The 22,671-nt window shown below is 73.7% G+C and carries 19 protein-coding genes and 1 pseudogene; 12 read left to right on the forward strand and 8 right to left on the reverse strand.

The features are described 5' to 3' along the window. The first annotated feature begins 49 nt into the window (after window positions 1-49). A complete protein-coding gene (locus ACFY15_RS20190) occupies window positions 50-3,115 on the forward strand; it encodes an NACHT domain-containing protein (RefSeq protein WP_390825873.1) in 3,066 nt (1,021 codons plus the stop codon). 57 nt (window positions 3,116-3,172) lie between these two features. On the opposite strand, the gene meaB is transcribed toward ACFY15_RS20190, so the two are convergent. The 6 genes and pseudogenes from meaB to ACFY15_RS20220 form a co-directional block, all read right to left on the reverse strand. Continuing rightward, complete coding sequence (gene meaB, locus ACFY15_RS20195; protein ID WP_390825874.1) at window positions 3,173-4,159, reverse strand: methylmalonyl Co-A mutase-associated GTPase MeaB; 987 nt, start codon at window positions 4,157-4,159, stop codon at window positions 3,173-3,175. An 11-nt stretch (window positions 4,160-4,170) separates the two neighbouring features. After that, window positions 4,171-6,372 carry a methylmalonyl-CoA mutase gene (gene scpA, locus ACFY15_RS20200; protein ID WP_390688867.1) on the reverse strand — a complete coding sequence of 734 codons (2,202 nt, stop codon included), beginning with the start codon at window positions 6,370-6,372 and terminating at the stop codon, window positions 4,171-4,173. Between the two features lie 5 nt (window positions 6,373-6,377). After that, window positions 6,378-8,249 carry a methylmalonyl-CoA mutase family protein gene (locus ACFY15_RS20205; protein ID WP_390825875.1) on the reverse strand — a complete coding sequence of 624 codons (1,872 nt, stop codon included), beginning with the start codon at window positions 8,247-8,249 and terminating at the stop codon, window positions 6,378-6,380. A 316-nt stretch (window positions 8,250-8,565) separates the two neighbouring features. Further along, entirely contained in the window at window positions 8,566-9,486 is a 921-nt protein-coding gene (locus ACFY15_RS20210) for an NADP-dependent oxidoreductase (RefSeq protein ID WP_390688865.1), read from the reverse strand. An 84-nt stretch (window positions 9,487-9,570) separates the two neighbouring features. After that, window positions 9,571-10,307: pseudogene (locus ACFY15_RS20215) on the reverse strand (DUF2470 domain-containing protein). Between the two features lie 52 nt (window positions 10,308-10,359). Beyond that, window positions 10,360-11,028 carry a TetR/AcrR family transcriptional regulator gene (locus ACFY15_RS20220; RefSeq protein ID WP_390688864.1) on the reverse strand — a complete coding sequence of 223 codons (669 nt, stop codon included), beginning with the start codon at window positions 11,026-11,028 and terminating at the stop codon, window positions 10,360-10,362. Window positions 11,029-11,126: 98 nt separating this feature from the next. On the opposite strand from ACFY15_RS20220, the gene ACFY15_RS20225 reads away from it, so the two are divergent. The 4 genes from ACFY15_RS20225 (at window position 11,127) to ACFY15_RS20240 (ending at window position 13,838) form a co-directional block, all read left to right on the forward strand. Beyond that, window positions 11,127-11,522, forward strand: a complete 396-nt coding sequence (locus tag ACFY15_RS20225; protein ID WP_042812951.1) for a cell division protein SepF — start codon at window positions 11,127-11,129, stop codon at window positions 11,520-11,522. Window positions 11,523-11,587: 65 nt separating this feature from the next. After that, window positions 11,588-12,838 carry an ATP-binding protein gene (locus ACFY15_RS20230; RefSeq protein ID WP_390688863.1) on the forward strand — a complete coding sequence of 417 codons (1,251 nt, stop codon included), beginning with the start codon at window positions 11,588-11,590 and terminating at the stop codon, window positions 12,836-12,838. Next, entirely contained in the window at window positions 12,835-13,227 is a 393-nt protein-coding gene (locus tag ACFY15_RS20235) for a nucleotide pyrophosphohydrolase (RefSeq protein WP_390688862.1), read from the forward strand. Before ACFY15_RS20230 ends, ACFY15_RS20235 begins: the two co-directional genes overlap by 4 nt. Window positions 13,228-13,349: 122 nt before the next feature. Then, the gene (locus tag ACFY15_RS20240) at window positions 13,350-13,838 is read left to right on the forward strand and encodes a DUF6099 family protein (RefSeq protein ID WP_390688861.1); all 489 of its coding nucleotides are present in this window, start codon (window positions 13,350-13,352) and stop codon (window positions 13,836-13,838) included. 84 nt (window positions 13,839-13,922) lie between these two features. Here ACFY15_RS20240 and ACFY15_RS20245 read toward each other — a convergent pair whose 3' ends face one another. Beyond that, window positions 13,923-14,114 carry a hypothetical protein gene (locus tag ACFY15_RS20245; protein WP_390825876.1) on the reverse strand — a complete coding sequence of 64 codons (192 nt, stop codon included), beginning with the start codon at window positions 14,112-14,114 and terminating at the stop codon, window positions 13,923-13,925. Between the two features lie 282 nt (window positions 14,115-14,396). Here ACFY15_RS20245 and ACFY15_RS20250 point away from each other — a divergent pair, with 282 nt between their 5' ends. The 7 genes from ACFY15_RS20250 to argF all read left to right on the forward strand — a co-directional run bounded on the left by ACFY15_RS20250 (window position 14,397) and on the right by argF (window position 22,256). Continuing rightward, the gene (locus ACFY15_RS20250; protein WP_390688859.1) at window positions 14,397-15,320 is read left to right on the forward strand and encodes an LLM class F420-dependent oxidoreductase; all 924 of its coding nucleotides are present in this window, start codon (window positions 14,397-14,399) and stop codon (window positions 15,318-15,320) included. Window positions 15,321-15,367: 47 nt separating this feature from the next. After that, on the forward strand, window positions 15,368-16,249 hold the full coding sequence (gene mmuM / locus ACFY15_RS20255; RefSeq protein WP_390688858.1) for a homocysteine S-methyltransferase: 882 nt from the start codon (window positions 15,368-15,370) through the stop codon (window positions 16,247-16,249). A 43-nt stretch (window positions 16,250-16,292) separates the two neighbouring features. Then, window positions 16,293-17,750, forward strand: a complete 1,458-nt coding sequence (locus tag ACFY15_RS20260; protein ID WP_390825877.1) for a 3' terminal RNA ribose 2'-O-methyltransferase Hen1 — start codon at window positions 16,293-16,295, stop codon at window positions 17,748-17,750. Further along, window positions 17,680-19,176, forward strand: a complete 1,497-nt coding sequence (locus ACFY15_RS20265; RefSeq protein WP_390825878.1) for a polynucleotide kinase-phosphatase — start codon at window positions 17,680-17,682, stop codon at window positions 19,174-19,176. The genes ACFY15_RS20260 and ACFY15_RS20265 overlap by 71 nt, the downstream gene beginning before the upstream one ends. Window positions 19,177-19,364: 188 nt before the next feature. Beyond that, entirely contained in the window at window positions 19,365-19,832 is a 468-nt protein-coding gene (locus ACFY15_RS20270) for a hypothetical protein (RefSeq protein WP_390688855.1), read from the forward strand. Between the two features lie 54 nt (window positions 19,833-19,886). After that, window positions 19,887-21,113: an arginine deiminase gene (locus ACFY15_RS20275; protein ID WP_390825879.1), complete on the forward strand. Its 1,227-nt coding sequence runs from the start codon at window positions 19,887-19,889 to the stop codon at window positions 21,111-21,113. A 132-nt stretch (window positions 21,114-21,245) separates the two neighbouring features. After that, the gene (argF, locus tag ACFY15_RS20280) at window positions 21,246-22,256 is read left to right on the forward strand and encodes an ornithine carbamoyltransferase (RefSeq protein WP_390688853.1); all 1,011 of its coding nucleotides are present in this window, start codon (window positions 21,246-21,248) and stop codon (window positions 22,254-22,256) included. On the opposite strand, the gene ACFY15_RS20285 is transcribed toward argF, so the two are convergent. Continuing rightward, window positions 22,257-22,670 (reverse strand): ATP-binding protein, encoded by a 414-nt coding sequence (locus ACFY15_RS20285; protein ID WP_390825880.1) that lies wholly within the window; start codon window positions 22,668-22,670, stop codon window positions 22,257-22,259. Window position 22,671 lies beyond the last annotated feature (1 nt).

The raw sequence follows: 22,671 nt of genomic DNA on the forward strand, positions 1-22,671 counted from the left end.
GCCATAGGATTCCCCCGCAACGATCACAACGTCGCGGGGGGACGCGCAGATGGAGCCCGGGATCATCGGCAGCCGCCTGGCCTCGGCGGCCATCGGCCCGCTCGTCAGGAAGCTCTTCGTCACGGAAGGCCCCGGCGCGGGCCTGGTCGACAAGCCGATCAGGATCTCCGGCTACGTCTCGTTCCGCGGCGAGAAGCGCTCCCTGACCGAGTCCGACCTGCGCGCCCTGGCCGGGAAGCTGGTCCGCCAGGCCCTGCGCACGGGCGAGCGCGCCGTTGCCGCCGACGAACAGCAGGCGGTGGCCGACGCCCTCGCCGCCACCCTCCACGCGCTGGGCGACCTCACTCTCAGCGACGTGGAGGCGGTCCGGCTCGGTACCTCGGCCTTCGCCCGCGAACTGCGGCGGGCGGCCGACCGCCCCGAGCGCGAACTGACCGCGGACGGAACGTACTTCTACGAACGTCTGCTCGAAGCCGCCTGTCTGCACATCCTGCACTTCTTCACGCAACGCTCGACCTTCGTGGCGCACAGCCTGGTGGCGCAGACCCGGGGGATCGCGGAACTGACGGCCAAGGTGGACGAACTGATCCGTCGGGACCCGCTGCCGGGCGCCCAGGACGCGGCGTTCGAGGCGGAGTACCTGCCGTATGTCGCCCGCAGGCACGCGAAGCTGACGATCTACGGCATCGACCTCGGCAGCTCCCCGACGCGGTGGCCGCTGGACGCGGCGTACCTGAGCCTGGAGGCGACCGGACTGCCCGCAGTGACGCCGGTCCCGGCCAGGTGGCTCGACGCGGCGGCCCCGTACGACCACCCCTCGGGTGTGTTCCAGATGGAAGGGGCCGTCGACGTCGACAGGGCCGAACAGGTCCTCGAAGCCCTCGCCCACGCTCCCGCGTCGCAGCCCGCCGACCAGGCCCTCGCCGGCAGCCGTCGTGTCCTGCTGCGTGGTGAAGCCGGATCCGGCAAGACCACCCTCGTCCAGTGGCTGGCCGTCTCCGCCGCCCGGCAGGACCTCCCGCCACGGATGGCGTACTTGGAGGACCGCGTCCCCTTCGTCCTGCCCCTGCGCACCCTGACCCGCCACGGCGAACGGCTCCCCGCGCCCCGGGACTTCCTCACCGCCGCAGGCTGCCCGCTCGGCGGGAGCCAGCCCGACGGCTGGGCGCACCGGGTTCTCGCGGCGGGCCGGGGCCTGGTCCTCGTGGACGGCATCGACGAGGTGCCCGACGCCGAGCGCGCGCGGACACGTACCTGGCTGCGGGACCTGATGGACCTCTACGACGGCGACAACCGCTGGCTGGTCACCTCCCGCCCCTCCGCCGTCGGCATGGACTGGCTCTCCGAAGACGGCTTCACCGAGCTGACCCTGTCCGCGATGGGTCCCGCCGAGACCGCCACCTTCATCAGGCGCTGGCACGCCGCCGCCCGCCAGGGCACGGACGAGGACGAGGAGCTGGAGGCGTACGAGGCCCAGCTGCTCGCATCCGTGCGTCTCAAACCCGATCTCGGCCGGCTCGCCACCAATCCCCTGATGTGCGGCCTGATCTGCGCCCTCCACCGCGACCGGCGCGGCTACCTCCCGCACGGCCGCAAGGACCTCTACGAGGCCGCCCTCTCCATGCTGCTCAGCCGCCGCGACCGCGAGCGCGACATGCGCCTGCCGGACCTCCGGGAGGAGCCGCAGCTCGACCTGCTCCAGCGGCTCGCGTACTGGCTGATCAAGAACGGCCGTACGGAGATGGACCGTTCACGGGCCGAGGACATCATCGGCCGGGCCCTCCCCGCCGTCCCCGAGGCGGCCGCCCTGGGCGGGGCGCCCGTGGTCTTCGAGCACTTCCTCCAGCGCAGCGGCCTGCTCCGCGAACCGGCCCCCGGCACGGTGGACTTCGTCCACCGCACCTTCCAGGACTTCCTCGGTGCCCGCGCCGCCGTGGAGGACGGGGACTTCGGGCTGCTCACCGCCCACGCCGGCGACGACCAGTGGGAGGACGTCATCCGCATGGCGGTCGCCCTGGCCCGCCCCGCCGAGCGCACGGCGGTCTTCCGCGACCTGCTCGCCCTGGGCGACGGCTCCAGGGACGGTCGCGTGCAGGCCCGGATCTACCTGCTCGCCGCCGCCTGTCTGGAACATGCCACCACCCTCGACCCGGACGTCCGCGCGGCGGTGGAGGAGCGCACGGCCACGCTCATTCCGCCGAGGAGCGAACAGGAGGCCCGGGCCCTGGCGGAGGTCGGTCCGCTCGTCCTGGGGCTGCTTCCCGGCGCGGAGGGGCTCAGCCACGCCGAAGCGCACCACGTCGTGATCGCGGCCTCGCACGTCGCCTCGGACGCGGCCATCCCCTTCCTCTCGCAGTTCGCCAAGTCCGCGTCGATCGCGGTCCGCTCGCAGCTCGTGTGGAGCTGGTCCCGGTTCGGCAGCGCCGACTACGCCGACCAGGTCATCGCCCACCTGGACCCGGCACACCTCTTCTACACGCTCAGGTCGGACGAGCACCTCCGCCAGCTGGACCGGCTCGGCATCAGGGTGGAGCAGCTGGACATCAGGAGCGGTGTGTCCGCAGAGGCCCTGACGGGCTTTCTCCGTCACCGAAGCCCCACCAGGATCAAGCTCCTGGCCGCGACCGTTCCCGACCTGGGCTTTCTCGAGGGGCAGACCGCCCTGGCCGAGCTCGACCTCAGCCACTGCCCGCACCTGAAGGACATCTCCCCGCTCAGTGGCCTGCCGCTCCGGCACCTCAGCGTTATCAGCGGCCGGCCGGATCTCGACGTGAGTACGCTCCCGGAGCTGCCCCGTCTCGTCAGCCTCGACCTCCAGCTCTCTGCCCTGGACCGCCTTCCGGCCGGCCCGATGCTCCCGGAACTCCGCACCCTGATCCTCAACTGGGAGGACGGCGAGAAGAGGCCCCAGGAGGCCGTTCGACGGATTCCGGAGCTCTTCCCCGGCCTGGAACGATGCGCCCTCCTCGGCGACGTCGCCGAGGGGGACCACGTCGACATCACCCCGCTCGCCGGACTGGCCGGCCTGGCGAGGCTCACTGTCGAGACGAGCCGCGACCGCATCCGCGGTACCCACCGGCTGCCGACCTCCGTGCATCTGGAGTGCCTCCCGTAGGCCCCCTCGCACCGAGGGCCCGCCACCGCACGAAACGGCGGCGGGCCCGGGCCGTACTCAGTTTCCGGCGAACGCCGCCAGGATGCGGTCCGCCGCCGACGTCGCCGTGACGGCGCCCGCCCTGACGCCCGCCTCCAGGGCCGGGGCCAGCTCCCGTACCGCCGGGTCCGCCTTCAGCCGTTCCAGGAGTTCGTCGCGGACCATCGACCAGGTCCACTCCACCTGCTGCGCCGCCCGCTTCGCCGCCAGCCGGCCGCCCGCGTCCAGCAGGACCCGGTGCTGCTCCAGGCGGTTCCAGACCTCCTCCAGCCCCGTCGACTCCCGCGCGCTGCACGTCAGTACCGGCGGGGTCCAGGCCGCGTCCGCCGGGTGCATCAGGCGCAGCGCGCCCGACAGCTCCCGGGCGGCGGCCTTCGCGTCGCGTTCGTGCGGGCCGTCCGCCTTGTTCACCGCGAGGACGTCCGCCAGCTCCAGGACGCCCTTCTTGATGCCCTGGAGCTGGTCGCCCGTGCGGGCCAGGGAGAGGAGGAGGAAGGAGTCCACCATGCCGGCGACCGTGGTCTCGGACTGGCCCACGCCGACCGTCTCGACGAGGACCACGTCGTAGCCGGCCGCCTCCATCACGATCATCGACTCCCGGGTGGCCTTCGCGACCCCGCCCAGGGTTCCCGCCGAGGGCGAGGGGCGTACGAAGGCCGCCGGGTCCACCGACAGGCGCTCCATCCGTGTCTTGTCGCCCAGGATGGAGCCGCCCGTCCGCGTGGAGGAGGGGTCGACCGCGAGGACGGCCACCCGGTGCCCGAGGCCCGTCAGCATCGTCCCGAACGCGTCGATGAAGGTGGACTTGCCCACCCCCGGCACCCCGCTGATGCCGATCCGGCGCGCCTTACCCGCGTGGGGCAGGAGCTCCGTCAGCAGCCGCTGGGCCAGGGTCCGGTGGTCGGCCCGGGTGGACTCGACGAGGGTGATGGCGCGCGCGATGTGCGCGCGCCTCCCGTCGAGCACGCCCTTCACGTACACGTCGATGTCGATCTTCGGGGGCATCCCGCGTCCGCCTACAGCTCGTGGCCCAGGTCCGCGGCGAGCCGCGTCACCAGGTCGTGGGCCGCGTCCGGGATGACCGTGCCGGGCGGGAACACCGCCGCGGCGCCCATCTCCAGCAGCGTGGGAACGTCGGCCGGCGGGATGACACCGCCCACCACGATCATGATGTCCTCACGGCCCTCTTCCGCCAGCTGCTCGCGCAGCGCCGGTACGAGGGTCAGGTGGCCGGCCGCCAGCGACGAGACGCCCACCACGTGGACGTCCGCCTCGACGGCCTGGCGGGCCACCTCCGCCGGGGTCTGGAACAGCGGGCCCACGTCCACGTCGAAGCCCAGGTCGGCGAAGGCGGTCGCGATCACCTTCTGGCCGCGGTCGTGGCCGTCCTGGCCCATCTTCGCGACCAGGATGCGCGGACGGCGGCCCTCCGCCTCCTCGAACCGGTCGACGAGCGCACGGGTGCGCTCCAGGGACGGGGACTCGCCTGCTTCGGTGCGGTACACACCCGAGATCGTACGGATCTGGCTCGCGTGCCGCCCGTACACCTTCTCCAGGGCGTCCGAGATCTCGCCGACCGTGGCCTTGGCCCGTGCCGCGTCCACCGCCAGGGCGAGCAGGTTGCCCTCCAGGCCCTGGCCGGCCCCGCGCTCGGCGGCGTTCGTCAGCGCCCGCAGCGCGTCCTGGGTGCGCGCCTCGTCGCGCTCCTCGCGCAGCCGCCGCAGCTTCGCGATCTGCTGCGCGCGCACCGAGGAGTTGTCGACCACGAGGACGTCGATCTGCTCGTCGTTCTCCACGCGGTACTTGTTGACGCCGATCACCGGCTGCCGGCCCGAGTCGATCCGCGCCTGGGTACGGGCCGCGGCCTCCTCCACGCGCAGCTTCGGGATGCCCGCGTCGATGGCCTGCGCCATGCCGCCGGCCGCCTCGACCTCCTGGATGTGCTGCCAGGCCCGGCGCGCCAGGTCGTAGGTCAGCTTCTCCACGTACGCGCTGCCGCCCCACGGGTCGATCGACCGGCAGGTCCCCGACTCCTGCTGGAGCAGCAGCTGGGTGTTGCGGGCGATGCGCGCCGAGAAGTCCGTCGGCAGGGCCAGGGCCTCGTCGAGGGCGTTGGTGTGCAGCGACTGGGTGTGGCCCTGCGTCGCGGCCATCGCCTCGATGCAGGTCCGCGTCACGTTGTTGAACACGTCCTGCGCGGTGAGGGACCAGCCCGAGGTCTGCGAATGCGTGCGCAGCGACAGCGACTTGGTGTTCTTCGGGTCGAACTGCTTCACCAGCTTCGCCCACAGCAGGCGCGCCGCGCGCAGCTTGGCGACCTCCATGAAGAAGTTCATGCCGATCGCCCAGAAGAACGACAGGCGCGGCGCGAACGCGTCCACGTCCAGCCCGGCGCCCTGTCCGGCCCGCAGGTACTCCACGCCGTCGGCGAGGGTGTAGGCCAGTTCCAGGTCGGCCGTGGCCCCCGCCTCCTGGATGTGGTACCCGGAGATGGAGATGGAGTTGTACCGCGGCATCTTCTGCGAGGTGAAGGAGAAGATGTCCGAGATGATCCGCATCGAGGGCTTCGGCGGATAGATGTACGTGTTGCGGACCATGAACTCCTTGAGGATGTCGTTCTGGATGGTCCCGGCGAGCTTGTCGGGGGAGACGCCCTGCTCCTCCGCCGCCACGATGTACAGGGCGAGGACCGGCAGCACCGCGCCGTTCATCGTCATCGACACCGACATCTTGTCCAGCGGGATGCCGTCGAACAGCTGCCGCATGTCGTAGATCGAGTCGATGGCCACGCCCGCCATGCCGACGTCGCCCGTCACGCGCGGGTGGTCGCTGTCGTAGCCGCGGTGCGTCGGCAGGTCGAAGGCCACCGACAGGCCCTTCTGGCCGGCCGCGAGGTTGCGCCGGTAGAAGGCGTTGGACTCCTCGGCCGTGGAGAAGCCGGCGTACTGCCGGATCGTCCAGGGCTGGTTCACGTACATCGTCGGGTACGGGCCGCGCAGGTAGGGGGCCACGCCCGGGTACGTGCCCAGGAAGTCCAGGCCCTCCAGGTCCCGCCCGGTGTACAGCGGCTGGACGCCGATGCCCTCGGGGGTCTCCCACACCAGGTCGCCCGTGGCGTTCCCGGTGGACTCCTTCACCGCCGCGCGCCACTGGTCCTCGGTGGCGGCCGGAGCCGTCCCGCCGAGGGCGAGCCCGGAGAAGTCGGGGATGCTGCTCATGCCGCTCACTGCGCGACTCCCATCCGGTCGAGTACGGAGGACAGCACGGCGACCGCGTCGCAGCCGGCGAAGACGTACTCGTCCACGGCTCCGGCCGAGGTGCCGGGCCTGCCCGCGAGGAACACCGTCGACGCGCCGGCCGCGCGCAGCGCCGCAGCCACCGCCTCGGCCTGCTCCTCGTACAGCGCGTCGCTGGAGCACAGCACCGCCACACCGTCCGCGCCGCTCGCCGCGTACGCCTCGGCGGCGGTCGCCGCGTCCACCGACACCGGGTCGTGGACGGGCTCGATGCCGCCCGCCTGGAACAGGTTGGAGGCGAAGGTGGCCCGCGCGGTGTGCGCGGCGGCCGGGCCCAGCGCGGCGAGGAACACCCTCGGGCGGGCGCCGGTCGACTCCAGGTGCGCGTCGCTGCGGGCGCGCAGCGCCTCGTACGCCTCGTCCCGGCGCACCCGGGGCAGGCCCCCGCCGGGGGCCGGGGGCGCGGCCTCGCGCACGACCGGCTTCTCCGACAGCAGCGGGAACTCGCTGACGCCGGTGATCGGTTCGCGGCGGGTGGCCAGCTTCTTCGAACGCGCGGCCCAGGTGCCTGCGAGGCGCTCCGCGACCAGGCCGGAGCGGAGCGCGGCGGGCAGGCCGCCGGCCCGCTCGACGGTCTGGAAGAACTCCCAGGCGGCGTGTGCCAGTTCGTCCGTGAGCTGCTCCACGTAGTAGGAGCCGCCGGCCGGGTCGATCACCCGGGCCAGGTGCGACTCCTCCAGAAGGATGGTGGAGGTGTTGCGGGCGATGCGCCGGGCGAAGGCGTCCGGCAGGCCCAGTTCGCCGTCGAACGGGAGCACGGTGACGGAGTCCGCGCCGCCCACGCCGGCCGCCATGGAGGCGACGGTGGTCCGCAGCATGTTCACCCACGGGTCACGGCGGGTCATCATCACCGGGGAGGTGACGGCGTGCTGCCGCTGGGCGCCGGCCTCCGGGACCCCGCAGGCCTCGGCGACCCGGGCCCACAGGCGGCGGGCGGCGCGCAGCTTGGCGATCGTGAGGAACTGGTCGGCGGTCGCCGCGTAGCGGAACTCCAGCTGCCCGAAGGCGGCTTCGGTGCCGAGTCCGCCCTCGGTGAGGGTGCGCAGGTACGCGACGCCGGTGGCCAGGGACAGGCCGAGCTCCTCGGCGGCCGAGCCGCCGGCCTCGTGGTACGGCAGGGCGTCCACGGCCAGGGCGCGCACGCCCGGCCAGGAGGCGGCCGCCTCGCGGGCCAGCTCGACCGCGGGGGTGGTGTCCTGGGCTTCGCCGGTACGGGCCTCGTGGCCCAGCGGGTCGATGCCGAGCGCGGCGCGGGCGGCCTCCGGGGCCACCCCGCGCTCCGTGTACAGGGCGAGCAACGCGCGGGCGGCTTCGGCGGCTTCGGCGCCGGCGTCGAGGGCGACGGGGGCCAGGTCGAGGTAGACGCCGTTCAGGGCCCGGCCGAGGCCGGCGACGGGGACGCCGGCGCGGCCGACGGTCAGCCAGAGCGAGGTGGTGCCGTTCTCCAGGTCGGCCAGCGCCGCCTCGTTGACGCGTACGGGGTCACTGCCCGCGATCCGCTGGCGCACGTCCCAGCCGGAGGTGCTGGTGCCGTCCGGGGTGCCGCCGCGGACGAAGGGCGCGAAGCCGGGGAACCCGGTGCTGTCGGCCCTCGCGTCCGCGCCCGAGGGCGCCGTGTACAGCGGGCGGGTGGTGAGCCCGTCCTCGAGCGTGGTGGACAGTGCTGCTTCCGCTGCCTCGCCGGAGACTTCCTTGCCCGACTTGCGCAGTACGCCTTCGACGAGGCGTTGCCACTGCTCATGTGTCGCGTCAGGAAACTCGGCGGCCAGGGAGAGCCCGTCGTCAGGCAGGACCGTCATGGCCCGAATGCTAGGGGTGGCTACTCGGCGGTTACCAGAACCAACGGATGTGATCTCCCCCTCTCAGATGAGCCCGCGCCCTGGCCGGGCGGTCACGGGGTGGGGCCGTGACTGTGGTCGCCGCCCTGCCATCCGGCGTGGCTGGGCAAGATCAGCCTCGCCGGTCTGAGGCGCGGAGGTCTGGGGCCGGCCCCCACGGCGCGGTCCGCAGGCGGTCGGCCTGCGGTCCCGAGGAGGGTCTGGGGCGGAGTTCCAGGGAACGGAGGAAGGGCGGGGAGGGGACCGGCCCGCGCGGCGCCCGGGGCGTCAGACGCGTTCAGACCGTGAGGACGATCTTGCCGCGGGCCTGCCCGGTCGCGCTCAGTTCCCAGGCCCGGCCGGCCTCGGCGAGCGGGAGGACGTGGCCCACCTTGACGGCGAGCCTGCCGGTGTCGGCGAGCTCCGCGAGGGCGGTGAGGTCGGCGGTGGAGGAACGCGCCCAGATGTGCTGGGCGCCCTTGTCGCCCGCGTCGTTGTCGGCGACGGAGATCACCGGGCCGCCCGGGCGGACCACGGACCGGAGCAGCTCGACGCCGCCCTCGCCGTAGAAGTCGAGCCCGGCGTCGACGCCCCCGGGGGCCAGCGCGGCGATCCGCTCGGCCACACCGTCCCCGTACAGCACGGGTTCGGCGCCCAGTGAGCGCAGGTAGTCGTGGTTGCGGGCGCTGGCCGTGCCGATGACCCGGGCGCCGAGGGCGACCGCGACCTGTACGCCGAGCGAGCCGACCCCGCCGGCGGCGGAGTGGATGACGACGGTCTGGCCGGCGGTGACCCCGGCGCGGGTGACGGCCTGGTAGGAGGTGAGCCCGGCCAGGGGGAGGCCCGCGGCCTCCTCGAAGGTGAGCGTCGCGGGCTTGCGGGCGAGGGTGCGCACGGGGGCCGAGACCAGCTCCGCGTACGTGCCCAGCTGGACCCATTCCTTGCGGACGTATCCGTAGACCTCGTCGCCCACGGCGTAGTCGTCGGTGTCGGGGCCGACGGCCTCGACCACGCCGGCCACGTCCCAGCCGGGGATCACCGGGTGCCGGATCTCCAGGACGTGCCCGAGGAAGCCGGCGGCGAGCTTCCAGTCGACCGGGTTGACCCCGGCGGCTCTGACGCGGATCAGCACCTCGCCGGGACCGACCTTGGGCTCGGGTACCTCAACGAGTTCCAGGGAGGCGGGAGTTCCGTAGCTGCGGTAGGTGATGGCCTTCATGTACGGGGCAACGAACCGGGCGGCCGGTGGTGTTCCGTCCGGTTCCCGGACTCGAGCGGTCCTCGTGCGGGCCTCCGCGTGGCCTCATGCGGGCAGGGTGTCGGGGTGCGAGCGCCGCCGGGCCGCGCTGAGCAGGGCCTGGATCTGCACGCCCGACTGCTCGACGTCGTCCAGCGGGGAGGGGAAGGCCGGCCGGACGTCCCGGTGCCCGCTGCGCTCCTCCAGGCGCAGGGTGATCCCGTACCGGTCCAGGGCGAGCGGCAGCGCGCGGACGACGGCGGTGGGGCGCGGCCCGACCAGCCGCAGCAGCAGGGTGACCAGTTCGGGGTGTTCGTCGAGGAGGTGGTGAGCATGCCCGCCTCGTAGGGGGCGAGCGGGTCGGGCCGGGCGCCGTCCAGCTTCTCCGGACCGAGGTGCGAGGTCCCCTCCGCGGTCTGGAGGACCGCGTGGCCGTATTCCACGCAGGCGGTGGCGTCGGGGCCGGCGTCCTCGCCGGTGTACGGGGTCAGCAGGCGGCCCGGCGCGGTGACGCGGGCGCGGACCCGGTCGCGTACGGGGGGCGGGGCGACGTCGGTGAACTCCAGGCGGACGGACGGGCGTCCGTCGCCGGGGAGGCGGGCGGGGTGTCCGGCGGCGGGTGCCGCCTGGTGCAGATGGAGGCGGCCGAGGGGATCGTCGTCGTCGAGGTGGCGGACCTCGTGGCGCACCCCGTCGACGACCACCGTCATGGAGTGGGCGGCGGCCAGGACCGAGTGGATTCGCTCGGCGTCGGTGGGCCGGGCGGCGGCGGGCGTGGCGGCGGGGGCACCGGGCAGGCGTATGCGGATCTCTCCCTCGTCCAGAAGGTCACCCAGAAAGTTAGGTATGCCTAACCTAACTTATTCGTGGTTCGGGGAGTACCCCGCGGGCCAGCCGCCCGAGGGTTTCGGCGATCCGTTCGGGCGGGAATCCGAGGGTGTGCCGCTGGAACTGGTAGACCTCCGGGGCGAGGGGGCTCAGCAGCGCGTCCACGCTGACATCGGGATCGGGGGCGTCGGCCTCCACCAGCAGGGACCGGACGTGCGCGCGCCAGTGCCGGTAGGCGCCCGCGGAGAACCGGGCCGGGCCCGGCCGGATGCCCAGGGTCAGCGGGAGGTGCCGCTCCAGGTGGTTCAGGACGGCGGCGTAGAAGGCCGCCAGGCGCTGCGCCGGGGGAGCGCCGGGGCCCAGCGGGGGCGGGCCGAAGGCCAGACGGCCCTGGAGGATGCGCTCGTGCTCGTCGAGGAGGGCCGCGGCGACGGCCGGCGGATCGGGGAAGCGCCGGTAGAGGGTGGCCCGCCCCACGCCGGCGGCCTTTGCTATCTGGTCCATCGTCACGCTGCGGGGGTCCCGCTCCGTGAACAACTGCTCGGCGGCCGCGAGGATCTGGGCGTGGTTGCGGATCGCGTCCTCGCGCTGCCGGGGGCGCGGGGGCGGCGCCCCGGCGGTCCCGGGTGCGGTGCGCCGGACGGGGCCGTCGCCCGCGATGTCGCGTAACGTGCGGACCTCCTCGCCATTGGTCATGGCGGCGACCCTACGTGCTTCGTGTCGGTGTTGGGCCGAACGGGTGAAACGCGAGAGGATGGGGGGATGCACATGAAGCGCACGGCCGAGGCGGCCCGGTGAGCAGGTACGACGTCACCGACGAGCAGTGGGAGGGACTCGCGCAGGTGGTGCCGCTGCGCAGTCGCAACGAATGGCCCTCCCGGGTGGACCACCGCACGATCCCCAAGGCCCCCGGGTCGTCCGCGGCGGAACAGCGGCGCTTCGTGGTGATCCGGGTCCAGATCTTCGCCGACGCGCGGGAGGTGGCGGAGTACCTGATCGCGCAGATCCCGGTGCTCCTGGACCTCACCGGCGCGGACAGCGAAGTGGCGAAGCGGATCCTCGACTTCAGCAGCGGGGTCGTCTTCGGGCTGGGCAGCGGGATGCACCGGGTCGACCGGAACGTCTTCCTGCTGGCGCCCGTCGGCACCGAGGTCGAGGGCATCGCGGCCGCGGCCGTCCCCCGATCGTAGGAAGGTCGCGGCGGTGGAACGGTTCGCCGGGCCCGGCAGGGGCCCGCGGACCGTACCGTCCGCCCATGGACGCCACACTGCACGCGGCCGGGCCAGGAGCCCCCGTCGCGTTACCCGCCGCGGCCGGCGAGGACACGGCTCCCGGGGCGCTGCCCCGGGAGCACCAACGGCCCGCCGTCACCGAGTTGCAGCTGTCCGCCTTCGGGCCGCACCGGGCGGCGGTGTTCCCGCTGGGGCCGCTGACCCTGTTCGCCGGACCCAGCGGCAGCGGCAAGTCCCAGGCGCTGGACGCCTACAGGGCCCTGTCCCGGCTCGCCTCCGGGGCCGTGCTCGAAGAGGTCTTCCCGGATGCGGCGGCCCGGGTGCCGGAGGCGGTACTGCCCGACGCCGACGGCCGGCGCGGCTTCCGGATCGGCTGCACCGTCGACGGTCCGGCCGGTCCCGTCCGCCTCGACCTCGCCGTACAGGTGGAGCCGTCCCTGCGGATCGCCGGCGAGCGGCTCTCCCAGCACGGCGACGTGCTCCTCGCCACCGCCCTGCGCGACCCGCGCCGCCGCTCCGTCCAGGCCGCCTGGCTGACCGGCGGCTCCGCCGGGATGACCCGCGCTCCGCTGCCCGACGACCGGCTCGGCACCGCCCTGCTGCCCCTGCGCGTCGCCGGGGCCACGGCCGGGCAGCGGCGGGTGCTGGCCGCCGCCGAGCAGGTGGTGGTGGCGCTGCGGTCGGTGTTCCCCTGCGACCCCCGGCCCGGCCGGATGCGGGCACCCGTGCCGCCCGGGGAGGGGCGGCTGCGGAGCGACTGCGGGAACCTGGCCGACGTCCTGCGCCGGACGCGCCACGAATGCGGCACCCGGCACGCCCTGTTGACCCGGGCGGCGCAGACCGGGTGCGCGGGCCCGGTGGCCGCGCTCGGGGTGCGCGACGACGGGCCGAGCGCGGCCGGAGCCCGCGGCGGGGGCGCCGGCGGGCTGGTGGCGGCCGTGCTGGAGCGTGGCGCCGGGCGCCCGGCCACGGAGCTCGCCCGGCTCGGCGACGGTGAACTCCGCTTCCTGGCGCTGGCCCTCGTCCTGCTCACCGGGCCCGGGGTGCTGGCCGTGGACCCGGCGGCCGAGCTCCTCTCGGCCCGGCAGGCGCTGACCGTGCTCGCCGACGGCCTCGACCGCGGCCTGGACCGGCGCCAGTGCGGCGAACTGCTGCGCCTGGCCCTGCTCTCCGGGGCGCGCGGCCATGTCCGGCTGGTGGGGGCGGTCGGCGAGGACGCGGCGGGAACCGCCCGCGGGATCCCCGGCGTCTCGGTGGTAGACCTGTCCCCATGAGTGCTGCACCCACGGACGACGGGCCCCGGCCGCCGCGCGACGAGCGGCTGTACCGACTCCAGCGACGGCTGGCCGAGTTCGCGGCCGCCCGGGACTGGGCCCCGTACCACACGCCCAAGAACCTGGCCGTCGCGCTGAGCGTGGAAGCCGCCGAACTGGTCGAGATCTTCCAGTGGCTGACACCGGAACAGTCGGCGGCGATCATGGAGAAGCCGGAGAACGCGCACCGGGTGGCCGATGAGGTGGCCGACGTGCTGGCGTATCTGCTGCAGTTCTGTGAGGTTCTCGGGGTGGATGTGCTGGATGCGCTCGCCGCGAAGATCGAGAGGAACGAGCGGCGTTTTCCGGCGACCGGGACATCGACACCAGAATGTCACTCTTCGGAGTGATGGTGTCGTCCACAATCTTGATTGTGTCCGCAGATTTCCGAATACCCCTGGCTTTACCGGCCCGGTGCCTTCACTCTGGGTAGTGGAGATGGACAGGATGTCGTGCGGACGGGGGACGGCATATGGATGCGGTACGGCTCATCGCTGCCGGCCGGCACGCGCTGGCACGGAGCGCGGCTGCGTGGGACATCGTGGGCGAGGCCTGGCAGGCCCAGGCACTCGCCCAGGGGCTGGGGAGCTGGCTGGCGGTCACCGGGCCTCCGGAGCTGAGAGCGGAGGCGCGGGGACTGGGAGAAGCGGGGGGCAGAGGCTGCGGGGCCGTCGACCGGACGGCCCTGGCCGACGGTGAGGGCGTCGCACCCGAACAGCCGCCGCGCGCAGCGCAGCTGACGGCGGTGGCGGACGTGCGGCAGGCGCTGCTCGGACTTCAGGCGCTGCTCGGCGAGGTCGGGATAGCGCTCGTCGGAGTGGCCTGCGCGACGGACGACGAGAGCCTGTACTGGCAGTGCATAGAGTCGATCGACGCGGCGGACGAGTCGAGCGACCGGGTCCGGGCCCTGCTGCGCAGGATGGCGGTCCGGGAGCGGGGTTCGGCCTCGGGCGTGCTCTGAGGCCCGGCGCGCGCCGGGCGGCCGGGCCGCGGGTCCGGGGCGTCGGGCTCGGGGTCCCGCCGCGGGCGGCGGACCCCCGCGGGGTCAGAAGGACCGGTCGGAGCCGGGCCCGCCCTCGTACGCGGACCTGCCCGGGCCGACCAGCGCGGCGGGGGCGTTGCGGTCCGACGAGTGCTGGAGGTCGGCGTCGAGCCGGGACAGGTCGGCGTTGAGCGCCGCCATCAGCTCCTCCATCTGCTGGAGCAGGCTCTTCGGCGTGCCGCCCTGGGCGGGCACCGCCGGCTCCCCGTGTACGCGGTCGTGTGCTGCCTGTCCGGTCTGTCCGGGTGCCCGGGCGCGGACTCGTGGGACATGGCGGCCTCCTCGGCCCTGGCCCCTCCGGTCTGGAAGGGGACGGCGGTCGTACCGGCGGGGAGACCGCCGGCGCGCGGGCCGGGTGGCCCGGCTCCGCCCGGGCCAACGATCTCCGTCCGCGCTGGTCACTGACGCGCCGGGGCGCGCGCCGCCCGGTTGACGCAGATTCACCCGGCAAAGGAGTGGGAAGGGCAGGATGGAGTCATGGATCTCCGCATTTTCACCGAGCCCCAGCAGGGCGCCGACTACGACACCCTCCTGACGGTCGCCAAGGCCACCGAGGAACTCGGCTTCGACGCCTTCTTCCGCTCCGACCACTACGTGCGGATGGGGTCGGTCGACGGCCTGCCCGGCCCCACCGACGCCTGGATCACCCTCGCCGGCCTGGCCCGCGAGACCAAGCGGATCCGGCTGGGCACGCTGATGACGGCCGGCACCTTCCGGCTGCCCGGCGTCCTCGCGATCCAGGTGGCGCAGGTCGACCAGATGTCCGGCGGCCGGGTCGAACTCGGCCTGGGTGCGGGCTGGTTCGAGGAGGAGCACAAGGCGTACGGGATCCCCTTCCCGGCGGAGCGGATGGCCCGGCTGGAGGAGCAGCTGGCCATCGTCACCGGCCTGTGGGCCACCGAGCCCGGCGCGACCTTCGACTTCCACGGCACCCACTACCGGCTGGAGAACTCCCCGGCCCTGCCCAAGCCGGCCCAGGCCAAGGTCCCCGTCCTCGTCGGCGGGCACGGGGCGCGCCGCACCCCCCGCCTCGCCGCCCGGTACGCCGACGAGTTCAACATGCCGTTCGCCTCGGTCGAGGACAGCCGCCGGCAGTTCGCCCGGGTCCGGGAGGCCGCCGCCGAGACCGGGCGCAAGGCGGAGGAGATCGTCTACTCGAACGCCCTGGTGGTGTGCGTGGGCAAGGACGACGCCGAGGTCGCCCGGCGGGCCGCCGCCATCGGCCGCGAGGTCGACGAGCTCAAGGCCAACGGCCTGGCAGGCTCCCCGGCCGAGGTCGTCGAGAAGCTCGGCACCTACGCGGCCATCGGCTCCTCCCGCGCCTATCTCCAGGTCCTCGACCTCGGTGACCTGGACCACCTGGAGCTGATCGCCGGACAGGTCATGTCCCAGCTCGGCTGATCCGCCCGAGCCGACCCCGATCCCCCCACCGGACGGAGGACCCGCCGATGCCCCGCGCGACCGGCCCACTCGCCGAAGCCCTGGCCCGCGGGCCCGTGCTCCTGGACGGCGGGCTGAGCAACCAGCTCGCCGACCAGGGCTGCGACCTGTCCGGAGACCTCTGGACCGGCCGGGTCCTCGCCGAGCACCCTGACCAGGTGGAGGCCGCCCACACGGCCTACGCCCGGGCCGGCGCCGAGGTGCTGATCACCGCGAGCTACCAGGTCGGCGACGACCCCGTTCTGCTGGAGCGCGCCGTCCGGGTGGCCGACCGCGCGGCGCGCGCCGCCGGGCACGGCGTGTGGGTGGCCGCCTCGGTGGGCCCCTACGGGGCGGTCCTCGCCGACGGCTCCGAATACCGGGGCCGGTACGGGCTCACCCGGGACGCGCTGGCCGCCTTCCACCGCCCCCGGATCGAGGCACTGCTCGCGGCGGGGCCGGACGTACTGGCACTGGAGACCGTTCCGGACTCCGAGGAGGCCGGGGCCCTGCTGCGGGTGCTGGCCGGCACGGGCGCGCGGGCCTGGCTGAGCTACACCGTCGCCGAGGGCCGCACCCGGGCCGGCCAGCCCCTGGCGGAGGCCTTCGCCCAGGCCGCCGACGCACCCGAGGTGATCGCGGTCGGCGTCAACTGCTGCGATCCCGCGGACGTGCTGCCCGCCCTGGAGGTCGCCGCCTCCGTCACGGCCAAGCCGCTGCTGGCCTACCCCAACGACGGCTCCGTCTGGGACGCCGGGACCCGCACCTGGCACGTCCCCGCGCACCCCGCCCCCTGGCCCACCACCGCCTGGCAGGAGGCCGGGGCCCGGCTCGTCGGCGGCTGCTGCCGCATCGGCCCGCCCCAAATCGCCGGCCTGCGTGCCGCTCTCCACCGTCCGCCGCCGGTATGAAAACCAGTGGGCCGCGGGGGAGCCCCGGCACATACTGAAGTGCATGTTCCTGACGATCAGCATGACCGGCACCACGGAGAAACCTGCCACTGACCTGGGATTCCTGCTGCACAAGCATCCCGGGAGGACGCAGGCCTTCGCGACCTCCCACGGCACCGCCCATGTCTTCTACCCCGAGGCGACCGACCAGCGCTGCACCGCCGCGCTGCTCCTCGAAGTGGACCCCGTCGCGCTCGTACGGCACGGCCGGGGCAAGGGCCGGGGCGGGGCGCCCGACGCCGCGCTCGCGCAGTACGTCAACGACCGGCCGTACGCGGCCTCCTCGCTGCTCGCGGTCGCCCTGAGCGGGGTCTTCCGCACCGCCCTCAAGGGCCGGTGCGCGGCCCGGCCCGAGCTCCCCGGCCAGGCGCGCCCGCTGCGGATCGAGATACCGGTGCTGCCCGCCCGGGGCGGCGCCGACCTGGTGCGACGCCTGTTCGGGCCGCTGGGCTGGGACTCGGTGGAGACCACCCCGATCGCCCTGGACGAGCGCTTCCCCGCCTGGGGCGACAGCCGCTACCTGCGGCTGGTGCTGGAGGGTGAGCTCCGGCTGGAGGACGCCCTGCGCCAGCTGTACGTGCTGCTGCCCGTGCTCGACGACTCCAAGCACTACTGGGTCGCCCCCGACGAGGTGGACAAGCTGCTGCGCGCCGGGGACGGCTGGCTGGCGGCGCACCCCGAGCACGCGCTCATCACCGCCCGCTACCTGGCCCGCCACAAGCGGCTCACCCAGAGCGCCATGGAACGCCTGGAACTGGCGCGCCTCGCCGAGGCCGACGGCAGCGAGGCCGAGGAACTCGACAACGCCGTGGGCGAGGCGGCAGCCGGGCCGGACGGCGAGCCGCGGGAGCGGTCCGTGCCCCTCGCGGTACGCCGCCGCGACGCGGTCCTCGCCGCGCTGCGCGAGGCCGGAGCGGCCCGGGTCCTCGACCTGGGCTGCGGCGAGGGGCAGCTCGTCCAGGCGCTCCTGCGGGACCCCGCGTTCACCGAGATCGTCGGCGTGGACGTCTCCGTGCGCGCCCTGACCACCGCCTCCCGCCGGCTGCGGCCCGAGCGGATGGGCGAGCGGCAGAGCTCGCGGGTCCGGCTGCTCCAGGGCTCCCTGGCGTACACCGACAAGCGGCTGGCCGGCTACGACGCGGCCGTGCTCAGCGAGGTCATCGAGCATCTGGACCTGCCGAGGCTGCCCGCGCTGGAGTACGCCGTCTTCGGCTCGGCCCGCCCCCGCACGGTCCTCGTGACCACCCCGAACGTCGAGTACAACGTCCGCTGGGAGTTGCTGCCCGCCGGACGGGTCCGCCACCGCGACCACCGCTTCGAGTGGACCCGCGAGGAGTTCCGCGCCTGGGCCGACCGGGTCGCCGCCCGTCACGGCTACGCTCGGCCTGCCCGTGCGCTACCCGTGGGCCGAGGACTACCGGGGCAGGGCGGCCGTGGTCTACGGACACACCCCCGTCCCTGACACCACCTGGATCAACAACACCATCTGCCTCGACACCGGCGCCGTCTTCGGCGGCCGGATGACCGCCCTGCGCTGGCCCGAGCGCGAACTGGTCGACGTACCCGCGGAGAAGGTCTGGTACGAGCCCGTCAAGCCGCTGGCCGCCGAGGCGCCCGGAGGGCTCGACGGCCGCCCGCTCGACCTGGCCGACGTGCAGGGCCGCCGTGTCGTGGAGACCCGCCACCTGGGCAACGTGGGCGTCCGAGAGGAGAACGCGGCCGCCGCCCTGGAGGTCATGAGCCGCTTCGCGGTCGACCCCCGCCTGGTGCCGTACCTGCCGCCGACCATGGCGCCGACGGCCACCTCCCGGGAGGACGGATGGCTGGAGCACCCCGCCGAGGCCTTCGCCCAGTACCGGGCCGACGGCATCGCGAGGGTCGTGTGCGAGGAGAAGCACATGGGCTCCCGCGCCACCGTGCTGCTGTGCCGGGACGCCGCCACCGCCCGGACGCGCTTCGGTGTCGAGGGCGGCCCCACCGGCTCGCTCTACACCCGCACCGGGCGTCCCTTCTTCCAGGAGCCGGAGCTCACCGAGGAGTTCCTCGCCCGGCTGCGCGCGGCCGTGGGCGGCGCCGGACTGTGGGAGGAGCTCGGCACGGACTGGCTGCTGCTGGACGGGGAACTCCTGCCCTGGTCCCTGAAGTCCGCCGGCCTGCTGCGCAACCAGTACGCGGCCGTCGGCGCGGCCTCCAGTACCGTCCTGCCGGAGGCCGTCGCCGCCCTGGCCGCGGCCGGGGCCCGGGGCGTGGACACGGGCGGACTGCTGGAGCGCCAGCGCGGACGGGCCGCCGACGCCGAGGCCTTCACCGAGGCCTACCGGCGCTACTGCTGGACCACCGACGGGCTGGAGGGCGTACGGTTCGCGCCGTTCCAGCTGCTCGCCGCGGCCGGGCGGTCCCTGGCGGCCGTACCGCACGACGAGCAGCTCGCCTGGCTGGACCGCCTCGCCGACGCCGACGAGCGCTCCGCCGACCCGCTGCTGCGCCGCACCAGCCGGGTGTACGTGGACACGGCCGACGAGGACTCCGTCCGCGCGGGCACCGGCTGGTGGCTGGAGCTGACCGGGGCCGGCGGTGAGGGCATGGTCGTCAAACCGCTCCAGGCCTACGCCCGGGACGGGAAGGGAAGGCTGGTGCAGCCGGGACTGAAGGTGCGCGGGCGGGAGTACCTGCGGATCGTCTACGGCCCGGAGTACACCCGCCCCGACCGGCTGGAGCGGCTGCGCGAGAGGTTCCTCGGGCACAAGCGCTCTCTCGCCCTGCGCGAGTACGCGCTCGGCCTGGAGGCGCTCGACCGGCTGGCGGCGGCGGAGCCGCTGTGGCGGGTCCACGAGGCGGTGTTCGCCGTCCTCGCCCTGGAGTCGGAGCCGGTCGACCCCCGGCTGTGAAACCGAAGACCGCGTAAAGCGGCGGCCCCCGTACGGCCTCGAATTAGGTCGTATGGGGGAACTTTCGCGGAGAAGGCCGGGAAAGCCGCCGGCGGGATCGTTCATTCAGGGCAGCGGAGTGTCCGCGACCCTGGAAGGACGGAACGTCACCTATGAAGATGACCGCGCGCGGAAGCATTGCGGCGCTCATGACCTGTATGGCCGCGGCCGCCGCGACCTCCCCGGCCCTGGCGGACTCGGTTCCGGTGGGGGTCCCGCTGGAGGCCGTGGAGACCACGCTGGGCGTGCCCGCCCCGCAGGTGGCCACCGCCGTCCCGATGCCGGTCGTCGGCGCCCCCGAGGCGCCCGTCCACCACAAGGGCGACCTGCTGCCGACCCCACTGCTCCCGGCCGTCCCGGTCGCCACCGACCTCGGGCTCACCAAGGTCGCCTCCCCGGTGCCCAACCTGCTGGGCTCCAAGGAGACGGACGGCGAGGGCACCGTGGAGTCCCCGCCGACCACCATGCTCACCCGCACCCCCGGCGCGGTCCTGGGTGCCCCGCTGACCATGCCCGACGGCAGCAACTACGGGATCCCGAACCTGACCACCCCCAAGCTGGGCGTGGTCGCCCCGGACCTCGTCGGCTCCCCGTCGGCGCTTCTCGGCCTGCGCTGATCCGCGCGACCGGCGCCTGGTCGGAAAGCCGTTCGGTCTGGGTACGTGTACGGCATGGGATTCCATGTCGACTCCGAGACCGGGCGGCTCCGCCGCGTCATCCTCCACCGCCCCGACCTGGAGCTGAAGCGGCTCACGCCGAGCAACAAGGACGCGCTGCTCTTCGACGACGTGCTGTGGGTGCGCCGCGCCCGCCAGGAGCACGACGGCTTCGCCGACGTGCTGCGCGACCGGGGCGTCGCCGTCCACCTCTTCGGCGACCTGCTCCGCGAGGCCCTCGACATCACCGAGGCGCGCCACCTCGTACTGGAGCGGGTCTTCGACGAGAAGGAGTACGGGCCGCTCGCGACCGCCCACCTGCGCTCGGTCTTCGACGGGCTGCCCTCGGCCGAGCTCGCGGACGCGCTGGTCGGCGGCATGACGAAGCGTGAGTTCCTGGAGCGGCACAGCGAGCCGGTGTCGGTGCGCTTCCACGTGCTGGACATGGACGGCTTCCTGCTGGGGCCGCTGCCCAACCACCTCTTCACCCGCGACACCTCCGCCTGGATCTACGACGGGGTGTCCATCAACGCCATGCGCTGGCCGGCCCGGCAGCGCGAGACCGTGCACTTCGAGGCGATCTACCGGCACCACCCCCTCTTCACCGGCTCGGGACCCTTCCACTACTGGTCGCAGGGGCAGTCGGACTACCCGTCGACCATCGAGGGCGGGGACGTCCTGGTCATCGGCAACGGCGCCGTCCTGATCGGGATGAGCGAGCGGACCACCCCGCAGGCGGTGGAGATGCTCGCCCGGGGTCTGTTCGCGGCCGGGTCGGCATCGGTGATCGTGGCGCTCGACATGCCCAAGCGGCGGGCTTTCATGCACCTGGACACGGTAATGACGATGGTCGACGCGGAAACGTTCACCCAGTACGCGGGGCTCGGCATGCTGCGCTCCTACACGATCCGGCCGGGGCAGGGGGCGAGCGAGCTCCAGGTGAGCGACCACCCGCCGGAGCACATGCACCGGGCGATCGCGTCCGCGCTGGGTCTGGACCGGGTGCGGGTGCTGACCGCGGGGCAGGACGTGCACTCGGCCGAGCGCGAGCAGTGGGACGACGGGTGCAACGTGCTGGCGGTGGAGCCGGGGGTGGTCGTCGCGTACGAGCGGAACGTCACCACCAACACCCACCTGCGCAAGGAGGGAATCGAGGTGATCGAGATCCCCGGCAGCGAGCTGGGGCGGGGCCGCGGCGGGCCGCGCTGCATGAGCTGCCCGGTGGAACGGGACGCCGGGTGAGGGCAGGCTGAGGGGGTACGGGCTGGTGATCACGGGTGCGGACACCGTGCATGTGATCCACCCGACTGAATATGAATGCAGAGGATCGTATAGACTTCCATAATCCCCTGTCAGCGTTCCCCTGGAGTCCCGATGGCCACCGACCTCTTCGGCCGCAGTTTCCTCAAGGAGCTCGACTTCACCGCCGCCGAGTTCCGCGGTCTGGTCGAGCTCGCCGCCGAACTCAAGGCGGCCAAGAAGGCGGGCGCCGAGGAGCGCCGGCTCCAGGGGAAGAACATCGCCCTGATCTTCGAGAAGACCTCCACGCGCACCCGCTGCGCGTTCGAGGTCGCCGCCGCCGACCAGGGCGCCCACACCACCTACCTCGACCCCTCCGGCTCCCAGATGGGGCACAAGGAGACCGTCCGCGACACCGCGCGCGTGCTCGGCCGGATGTTCGACGGCATCGAGTACCGGGGCGACAGCCAGCAGGCGGTCGAGGAGCTCGCCGTGTACTCCGGCGTGCCCGTGTTCAACGGCCTCACCGACGACTGGCACCCCACCCAGATGCTGGCCGACGTGCTCACCATGACCGAGCACTGCGCCAAGCCGCTGGAGCGGACCGCCTTCGCCTACCTGGGCGACGCCCGCTTCAACATGGGCAACTCCTACCTGGTGACCGGCGCCCTGCTGGGCATGGACGTACGTATCGTCGCGCCGAAGGAGTACTGGCCGGCCGAGGCGGTCGTGGCCCGGGCCCGTGAGCTGGCCGCCTCCAGCGGGGCGCGGATCACCCTGACCGAGGAGGTCGCCGAGGGCGTGGCGCAGGCCGACTTCGTGGCCACCGACGTGTGGGTCTCGATGGGCGAGCCCAAGGAGGTCTGGGACGAGCGGATCGCGGCCCTGGCCCCGTACGCCGTCACCATGGACGTCCTGCGCGCGACGGGGAACCCGGACGTGCGGTTCCTGCACTGCCTGCCCGCCTACCACGACCTCGGCACCGGGGTGGCCCGGGAGGTCCACGAGCGGCACGGGCTGGAATGGCTGGAGGTCTCGGACGAGGTGTTCGAGTCGGCGCACTCCGTCGTCTTCGACGAGGCGGAGAACCGGCTGCACACCATCAAGGCCGTGCTCGTCGCGACGCTGGCGAAGCCTGCCGCATAGTCATACGGGCCGCTCGTGCCGGGCCCCGCGGGGCCCGGCGGCGGCCGCGGCGGCCGGCAGGGTGAACCGGACGGCCTTGCCGCGCTCGGTGGGGCGGTGGCCGCAGGCAGTGCTCAGGGCCCGGAGCGGCACCAGGCCGCGGCCGTGCTCCTGCCAGGGGTCGGGGTGCTCCTCGTACGGGCGGGCGGTGAGCTCGCCGGGTGGCCGCGGATCGCCGTCGTGGACCTCCACCTGGCAGCCGCCCGCCCTTGTCTCCACGACCAGCTCGATCGGCGCCCCCGCGGTGGTGTGCTCCACCGCGTTGGCGACCGGCTCGGCGGTCGGCAGCTCGGCGGTGTCGCGCGGGGAAGGGGAACTCCCGCTTTCAACCTTACGGAGCGGCCAGGTGCGCCCCGTAGGGCACTCCGACGGCAAG

Origin of the sequence: Streptomyces sp. NPDC001373, from assembly GCF_042895815.1 — a bacterium.
GTDB lineage: Bacteria > Actinomycetota > Actinomycetes > Streptomycetales > Streptomycetaceae > Streptomyces.